Source organism: Arthrobacter sp. SPT-J7 (assembly GCF_059089965.1).
The window spans coordinates 1-8,263 of record NZ_JBNHFF010000152.1; the positions used below are offsets into that span (position 1 = coordinate 1).

4 protein-coding genes and 1 pseudogene are annotated in these 8,263 nt (G+C 67.0%); 3 read left to right on the forward strand and 2 right to left on the reverse strand.

What is annotated here, in order from left to right; all coding sequences use genetic code 11:
- Positions 1-683, reverse strand: a 683-nt coding sequence (locus tag AC5RWX_RS27530) for a 3'-5' exonuclease (RefSeq protein WP_494099437.1), incomplete at its 3' end; no start/stop codon positions are given.
- Positions 684-746: 63 nt separating this feature from the next.
- On the opposite strand from AC5RWX_RS27530, the gene AC5RWX_RS27535 reads away from it, so the two are divergent.
- The 3 genes from AC5RWX_RS27535 to AC5RWX_RS27545 all read left to right on the forward strand — a co-directional run bounded on the left by AC5RWX_RS27535 (position 747) and on the right by AC5RWX_RS27545 (position 8,007).
- Complete coding sequence (locus AC5RWX_RS27535; protein WP_494099438.1) at positions 747-1,163, forward strand: MGMT family protein; 417 nt, start codon at positions 747-749, stop codon at positions 1,161-1,163.
- Between the two features lie 110 nt (positions 1,164-1,273).
- The gene (locus AC5RWX_RS27540; RefSeq protein WP_494099440.1) at positions 1,274-4,516 is read left to right on the forward strand and encodes an ATP-dependent helicase; all 3,243 of its coding nucleotides are present in this window, start codon (positions 1,274-1,276) and stop codon (positions 4,514-4,516) included.
- On the forward strand, positions 4,513-8,007 hold the full coding sequence (locus AC5RWX_RS27545) for an ATP-dependent helicase (protein WP_494099439.1): 3,495 nt from the start codon (positions 4,513-4,515) through the stop codon (positions 8,005-8,007). The genes AC5RWX_RS27540 and AC5RWX_RS27545 overlap by 4 nt, the downstream gene beginning before the upstream one ends.
- Here AC5RWX_RS27545 and AC5RWX_RS27550 read toward each other — a convergent pair.
- Positions 7,994-8,263, reverse strand: a pseudogene (locus tag AC5RWX_RS27550) (hypothetical protein); the annotation flags it as partial. The gene AC5RWX_RS27545 and the pseudogene AC5RWX_RS27550 sit on opposite strands and share 14 nt — an antisense overlap.

Sequence of the window (8,263 nt, forward strand, 5' to 3'; positions counted from 1 at the left end):
GGCGGGAGCACGGGCCAGTCGCCTTCGATGACGGCTGTGGGCTTCGTCTTGCGGAGGTAGCCCTGGAAATCCGCGGCCTGGCTCACGGCCCAGTCCACCTGGAGCTGGTGCAGATGGCTGGCGGGCATGCTCAGTTTCGGGAATTTCCCGGCCATGGCGTCGAGGACCTTCAGGGTAGCAAGGGCATCTGCGGCAGACGTATGGGCGTTGTCCAGGACCACGCCATACTCTTCGCACAATGCAGTGAGGGTTCGCTTGCCCTTGCGGTAACGGTCCACCTGCTTGTTCATGATGTAAGGGTCCAGGACCGGAAACCGGGTAAGTTGCGGGACCCCGTAGCGGGCCGACTCCGCTGCGAGCACCGTGAAGTCGTAACTGGCGTTGAACGCGATGACGGGCGTACCGGCGTCGAAAAGCCCCTGCAGCACTGCCGCGAGCTCCTGCGTCACCTCGCGGGCAGGCCTGCCCTCGCGCCTGGCCTGTTCAGTGGTGATGCCGTGCACATCACTGGCTTCGGTAGGTATTTCAACCCCTGGATCGGCCAGCCACTCATGTTCCTTGATGACCTCACCCATGTGGTCCACCACGGTGACTGACGCCGTCACTATCCGGGCGGCACGCGAATTGCGGCCGGTGGTTTCCAGGTCGAAGGCTGCGCGGGGAAGGGTGTTCCAGGTGCTCATGCATCCACGCTAACGGGGACCACCGACAATTCCCGGGAGCGCCACTGCGGCTACATTGGATCAATGCGGATTGAGTATGTGGAGGCGGTACTGGCCATCGTGAGGCTGGTTCCGGCCGGATCCGCAGTGTCGTACGGGGACGTCGCCGAACTGCTGGGATCAGGCGGGCCCAGGCAGATCGGCTCAGTCATGAGCCACTACGGCAGCGACGTTCCGTGGTGGCGGGTCCTCAAGGCGAGCGGACACGCTCCCGAGGGACATGAAGTGAAAGCCCTGCGCCACTACCTCCAGGAGGGAACTCCCCTCACAGGCGACCACGAAACCTACCTGCGGACGGGGGAGGGCTCCTGGCGGGTGGACTTTCCCGCCGCACGCTGGGCGCCGACAGCAGAAGATTTTGAGCACATCGACGCCGTAGCCGGGAAGTTGGAGCGTCAGGTCCATAAATTGTCGGTGGCTGATGATGGAATGTCGGCGTGACAGTAACACTTCCCTTCACAGGTCCCCGCGACGAGTACCGGCACGAATCAGCAACCGGCCTTGAGGCCGCATTCGCTACAGCAGCTGGAGCATTGAGCGATGGCGGGACAATGCAGCCGGGCCAGCCCGGCCCTCCTCCTGGCCTCAAACTGCTGCCGCCCCGGCGGATCCACGCGGAAGCCCCGTCGCTGACCTCCGATCAGCAGGCAGCTGTTGATGTGGCACAAGGATCCGGACCTGTCCTGGTACCGGGGGCGCCGGGCACGGGCAAAACCACCGTCCTGATCGAAGCGGCGGTTACGCGGGTGTTGCGGGACGGGGTTGACCCCGAGCGGATGCTCATCCTGGCCCCAACCCGGCTCGCGGCTGATTCCCTTCGCGACCGGTTCACCGCCCGGCTGGACAGAAGCCTGAGCACGACGCCGGCCCGGACCTGGGCGTCCTACGCCTTCGATGTCCTCCGGCGCGCCAAGGCCGAAGGAGTGCTGCCCCTCTCAAGGCCGCCGCGCCTCCTGTCGGGTCCGGAGCAGGACCTCATCATCAAGGAACTCCTCGAAGGCCACCGCCTGCCAGGGCTGGAGCTGCCGTGGCCTGACGATCTCACGGGAGCGCTGGAGACGCGAGGCTTCCGGCAGGAAGTAAGGCAGCTGTTCGACCGTGTCATCGAGTCGGGCCTCACAGCCGCGGACCTCGCCCACCTGGGCCGCCAGTGCGACAGGCCTGACTGGATTGCCGCCGCCAAGTTGTACTCGGAGTACCGTGACGTCCTTGACCTGAGGATGCCAGAAGCCTTTGATCCAGCGGGGATCATCACCGCAGCACGCCAGATCTTCCAGGACGTCCCTGAATTCCTGGCTGCCGAACGCGAGCGCCTTCAGGTGATCGTTGTTGACGACGTGCAGGAGGCAAACCCCGCCGTCTTTGAACTTCTGGCGGACATCGCCCGCGGGATGGACTGCTTCATTGCTTTCTCCCCGGACACCGTCGTCCAGGGCTTCCGGGGAGCGCGCCCGGATCTGGTGGCCGAGCTGCCGCGCCTGCTGGCGCCGCAAGTCCCCGCCCTGGAGCGGCCCCTGCGATACGCACACCGGCACACACCGGCGCTGGCCAACGCGTGGCTAGGCGTTGCCGCACGTATCTCACAGCGGGCCGGTGGCCAGTCGGCCAGGCAACTCGAACAGCCGGAGGGGGACAGGGCGCAGGGAGTGGTGGAAGCCCACCTCGTGCCGTCGGCCGTGCATGAACTCCGGTATGTGGCCCAGCGCATCCTGGATCAGCACATTAACCACGGCCGGGACCTGGCCGACATCGCGGTGATTGTGCGTAATGGAGGGCAGGTCAGCGAGCTGCAGCGTTACCTGTCAGGCCAAGGGATCCCGGTTCGTGTGCCTGTGGCCGAGTCGGCCGTCCGGGACGAAGTGGCAGTGCGGCCCCTGCTCGACGCGTTTGCGGTCGCCCTTGACCCCGCCCTGCTGACACCCGAAACAGCCGTATCCCTCTTGACCTCCCGCATTGGCGGCGCCACGTCCATCGAGCTGCGCCGGCTGCGGCAGTCGCTGAGGCGCGAAGAGCTCCTGGGCGGCGGGGGCCGCACCAGTGATGCCTTGCTCGTCGAAGCCCTGCTCGAACCGGGGGCCCTGTCCTCCCTCGGCATGGAAGGCCGCGCCGCACGGCGCACTGCAGGCATGATCCAGGCAGGCCGGAAAGCTGCATTCGAGCCGGGTGCCAACGCCGAGTCGGTGCTGTGGGCCCTCTGGAATTCCACCGGTCTTTCCACTGCCTGGACGGACACGGCTTTGTCCGGCGGGCCGCATGGTGCCCGCGCGGACCGGGACCTTGACGCCATGATGGCGCTTTTCCACACTGCTGAACGGTACGTTGACCAGATGCCTGGTGCCGGTCCGGAGCAGTTCCTGGAGTACCTGCTGAACCAGGAGCTCCCCATGGACACCTTGGCCGCCCGCGCCCAGCTGGATGACGCCGTCGAACTGATGACTCCTGCCAGCGCAGCAGGGCGGGAATGGCCTGTGGTCCTGGTTGCCGGGCTCCAGGAAGGCATATGGCCGAATACGCGTCTACGCGGCGAACTCCTGGGCAGCACGCTGTACGCCGATGCCGTTGAACACGGAGCACCTTACGCGCTGCAGCGGGACCCGCTGAGCCGTTTGCGGGATATCCGGTATGACGAACTGCGAAGCTTCTCCACGGCGGTGTCGAGGGCACAGGAGCTCCTGATCTGCACTGCCGTCTCCTCAGAGGACGAACAGCCGTCCTCCTTCCTGGATTACGTCTCACCCCTCAGCCCGGACCAGGCGGGCCGGGGATTCACGCTGGTGGAGCGCCCCATGACCCTGCGTGCGCTGGTCGCCGAACTGCGGCAACATGCCCAGCTGAACGGAAAGCAAGAGGCTGAGGCGGAGGAAGCCGTCAGGGTCCTCGCGCGGCTCGCGGCCGCCGACCCCCCCGTTGCCGGCGCGCATCCCGGAAGCTGGTGGGGGCTGCCGCAGCTGACCTCGTCCCATCCCGTGGTTCCCCCCGGCGGAACGGTGTTTGTCTCGCCGTCGAAGGTTGAGACGGTGCAGAAGTCGCCGCTGGACTGGTTCGTGCAGGCTGCAGGCGGCGAAGCGGCCACTGATTTCGCAAGGAGCCTGGGCACGCTGGTCCACGCCATTGCACAGGAACTGCCGGATGCGTCAGGCGCAGAGTACGTCGCGGAACTGGTGCACCGGTGGCCCGCCCTCGGGATGAAGGACAACTGGGAGGGAAGACTGGATTTCCAGCGGGCGGAGGCCATGGTCCGCAAGCTTGCCCAGTATGTTCTGGTCATGAGGAGCGAGGGCCGGAGCCTGCTGGGGGTCGAGCAGGACTTTGAGGTGGCCCTCGCGGACGTGGTGATGGACGACGGTTCTGCGCGCGCAGCAGTCTTGCGGGGCCAAGTGGACCGCCTGGAAATCGACAATGAGGGCAGGTTGGTCATCGTGGATCTCAAAACAGGAAAACGCCAGCCAGGTAAAGCGGAACTCGCCACGCATCCGCAGCTCGGCGCCTACCAGGCCGCAGTCCTCGCCGGCGGCTTCAGCGAAAGCCCCGGGGGGAGTACGGCTGCCGTTCCCGGTGGTGCAGTACTCGCCCAACTAGGTACGGGAACAAAAAATCCAGGCATCCAGCAGCAGGATCCGCTTGACCCCCAGGAGAACTGGGCCTTGGACATGGTGAAGGAGGCCGCCGTTGTGATGGCCGGGAGGGAATTCCTGGCACGGCATGATCCAGCGAAGGGAAGCCACGGCGGACACGGCTGCCGGCTCCCCGAAGTGTGTCCATTGTGCGTACGCGGAAGGCAAGTCACCGAATGAGTGCGGAGACAGCCGTGATCATGCCCCGGCTCCCCGAACCCCGGTTCACGCCGGAAGAACTCTCGCTGCTCCTGGGCGAGAAAAACGTCCCCACCCAGGAGCAGTCGGAAATCATCAGTTCGCCGCTGACTCCGCGCCTGGTGATCGCAGGCGCCGGATCGGGCAAGACCGCCACCATGGCCGACCGCGTCGTCTGGCTGGTGGCCAACGGCTGGGTCCGGCCAGAGGAAGTCCTTGGGGTCACATTCACCCGCAAGGCCGCGGGTGAGCTCGCGTCCCGGATCCGGGCGAAGCTGGCTGCCCTGCAGCGGCTGGCCACCTTGGACACCGCGCAGCGGTTGTTCCCGGAGCAGCTGGTCAGCAGTGATTCCCTCGAGCCCAAAGTGTCCACCTACCACTCCTTTGCCAGCGGCATCGTGTCCGACTATGGACTGCGGCTGGGCGTGGAGCGGGACGTAGTCCTCCTCGGCGGAGCGCAGGCCTGGCAGCTGGCCAGTGAAGTGGTGGAGGCCTACGACGGCGAGTACGCGCACTTCCGTTCTGCAAAGTCCACCCTGGTGAAGGCGGTCATCCAGCTGGCGGGGGAATGCGCGGAGCACCTCCAGGAGCCAGAGGACGTGGAAGCCTGGCTGATGGCCAGGTTGTCCGAATTCGAATCCCTGCCGTACCAGGCGGGCAAAAAGAAGAACCCGCCCCAGGCCGCGGCCGAGCTGGCCGGCATGCTGCGGACCAGGGCCAGCGTGGCGGACATGGTGGGCCGGTACGCCGCAGCGAAGCGGGCGCGGGGCGCTCTTGACTTCGGAGATCTCGTGGCGCTCGCCGCCAAGGTGGCGCAGGATGTCCCGTTGGCCGCACACATGGAACGGCAGCGGTACAAAGTGGTGCTGCTCGACGAATTCCAGGACACCTCCTATGCACAGCTGGTGCTGTTCTCCCGGCTGTTCGGAGGCGGGCATGCAGTGACCGCAGTAGGCGACCCCAACCAGTCGATCTACGGCTTCCGCGGCGCCTCCGCCGGGCAGCTTTTCCACTTCGTCCGCGAATTCCCCGTAGCCAGTGATCCCGACGGCGACCGAAAATGGACCCCTGCCCCCACGTCCTACCTGACAACGGCCTGGCGGAACGGCCGGTCCATCCTCTCGGCAGCCAACGTCATGTCCGAGTCCCTGGGCAAGGCAGCAGCCCAGCGGGGACCGGCCGGCGGGGGAGGGGCGGCAGCAGCGGACGTGCCACCGTTGCAGCCCAGCCCGGGTGCAGTTGAGGGAACGGTGGTGCTGGGGCGCTTCGGGACAGATGTCGATGAAGCCTCCGCGCTCGCAGAGGACGTTCTGAAGTACCGGGTGACGGACTTTGAGCTCAAAGCCGACGGAACCCCCGTACCGCCCGCCCTTGCCGTCCTCTGCCGCCGCCGCGCGCAAATGGAGACCATCCGGCGCCAGTTTGAAGCCAGGGGGATCCCCTATGAGATCGTCGGACTTGGCGGACTCCTGGATACCCCCGAGATCGTGGACCTCGTGGCGACGCTGCGTGTGCTTGCCGACCCCGGACGCTCCGACTCGCTGATGCGCCTCCTGGCCGGTGCGCGCTGGCGCATTGGCCCGGCCGACCTGATGGCACTGCGCGACTGGTCCAGCCAACTGGCGCGCCGCCGTGGACACGTCGCCGAACGGTTCCTTGACGAGCAGCCGGACCACACCCGTGAAACGGTCCTCGAGAGCGATCTGACTGACGGTGCCAGCCTGGTGGAAGCCCTGGACTGGCTGCCCCGGGAGGGCTGGACGTCCGCCAACGGCAGGTCGCTCACCGCCGGTGCCCGCAGCCGGCTGGCCCGGCTGTCATCTGAACTGCGGCAACTCCGGAGCTACCTCGGGGATGACCTGACCACCCTGCTGGGCGAGGTTGAGCGGGCCATGCTGCTGGACATTGAAGTGGCCGCGCGGCCAGGCATCAGCATCCACCAGGCCCGCCGCAACCTTGACGCCTTCCAGGACGCCGCCGCGGGATTCCTGCGCACGTCCCAGCGTGTGGACATCCTCGCATTCCTGGCGTGGTTGGAAGCCGCCGCGGCGGAGGAAAACGGGTTGGAAGCGCCTGCCAGCGATGTTAACCGGGAGGCCGTGCAACTGCTGACAGTCCATGCGTCAAAGGGCCTCGAGTGGGATGTGGTTTTTGTCCCCGGGCTGAATGCGGGGGCCTTTCCCAGCGACAGGGACTCCCGGTGGAGCAGCGGCTCGGCTGCCCTGCCCTGGCCGCTCCGGGGCGACCGCGCCGACCTTCCCCAGTGGGACCTCGACCAGCCGGACCAGAAGGGCTGGCTGGACGCTGAAAAGGACTTCAAGTCGGCCGTCCAGGCCCACGGCGAGTCAGAGGAACGCAGGCTCGCCTACGTGGCGTACACCAGGGCCAAGCACGTCCTCTGGGCGTCCAGTCCCGCTTGGGTGGGATCCCGTGCGGGGCGTGCAGGGATGTCGCCGTTCCTTGCCGAGCTCGAGGCGCTCACCACGGTGGGCGAAGGTGACCAACGGGCTGCTGCGACAATCCATCCAGGGTCTCTGGAAGAAGCCGCCCTTCCCGGGGAGAGCCCGCTCACCCTTGAAACGGAAGTTGCCGGCTGGCCCTATGACCCCCTTGAAGGGCCGGTGGATCCGCGCACGGGGGAGCGGCTGCGCCTTTCGGGCGGACGGCGGCAGGCCATGGAAACAGCCGCTGCCAGGGTTCTTGCCGCCCTCGGAAACAGCGGCGGAGAAGTCCTCGCGGTCCCGCATCCAGCAGAAGCACCTCCAGGGCAGGCTGGTCCTGGCAGGGAGCTGACGGGACTGGCGCGGGGATGGGCCCGGGAAGCGGCGCTGCTGCTGGAACGACGCACCAGGAGGAGCGCCGGCCGCGAAGTGCACCTGCCAGGCCACATCTCTGCATCCACCCTGGTGGAACTGCGGGAGGACCCCGCCGCGGTGCTTGGCAGGCTCCGCAGGCCCGTGCCGCGGGAACCCGGCATGTCAGCACGGAAGGGAACCGCCTTCCACGAATGGGTGGAGCAATACTTCGGTGCCGCCGGAATGCTTGACCTCGGTGACGCCCCCGGCTCTGATGACCACATTGATGCTGCCTACGACCTTGACGCCATGGTGGCAACCTTCAAGGCGTCCCCGTGGGCTGAACGCTCGCCCGCCTATGTTGAGGTTCCGGTAGAGACCCGGGTGGGTGACGTCGTCGTGCGTGGGCGCATTGACGCGGTCTTCCGGGACGCCGACGGCCGGTGGGAGCTGGTGGACTGGAAGACCGGGCGGCGGCCGGCGGCCGCGCAGCTGCGGACCAAGTCGGTGCAGCTTGCCGTGTACCGCCTTGCCTGGGCGCGGCTGAAGGAGGTACCTCTCGAGGACGTGCGGGCGGCCTTTTTCTACGTCGCCGACAACGAGGTTGTGCGTCCCCACGACCTTGGTACGGCCGGCGAGCTGGAGGGGATCGTGGCGGCCGCGCTCAGTTCTTCGTGACGTCAACGATGGAGATGGCGGCCGTGGAGGGGTCGTCCAGTTCCTTCTTGTCCTCCGCCTTGGCTTGCCCGCCAGCCATCGTCGGCCCGTCGTTCCCCGAGGGGTCCTCCGTGCCCGCGTCAGCCGGGGGGTCTACCGGGATCGCGGTGACGTGGACCGCCGGCTGAACCGGGGCCGGGACCGGCACGGGCACTACCGTAACGGACGGCACCGAACCCGGAGGACCGGCGTCGGCCACCATGATCGCTGACACGTT

Excerpts from the sequence above, each read along its gene's own strand:
- AC5RWX_RS27540 (WP_494099440.1), top strand. The coding sequence starts at position 1,274 with ATGCAGCCGGGCCAGCCCGGCCCTCCTCCTGGCCTCAAACTGCTGCCG.
- AC5RWX_RS27545 (WP_494099439.1), top strand. The coding sequence starts at position 4,513 with ATGAGTGCGGAGACAGCCGTGATCATGCCCCGGCTCCCCGAACCCCGG.
- AC5RWX_RS27535 (WP_494099438.1), top strand. The coding sequence starts at position 747 with ATGCGGATTGAGTATGTGGAGGCGGTACTGGCCATCGTGAGGCTGGTT.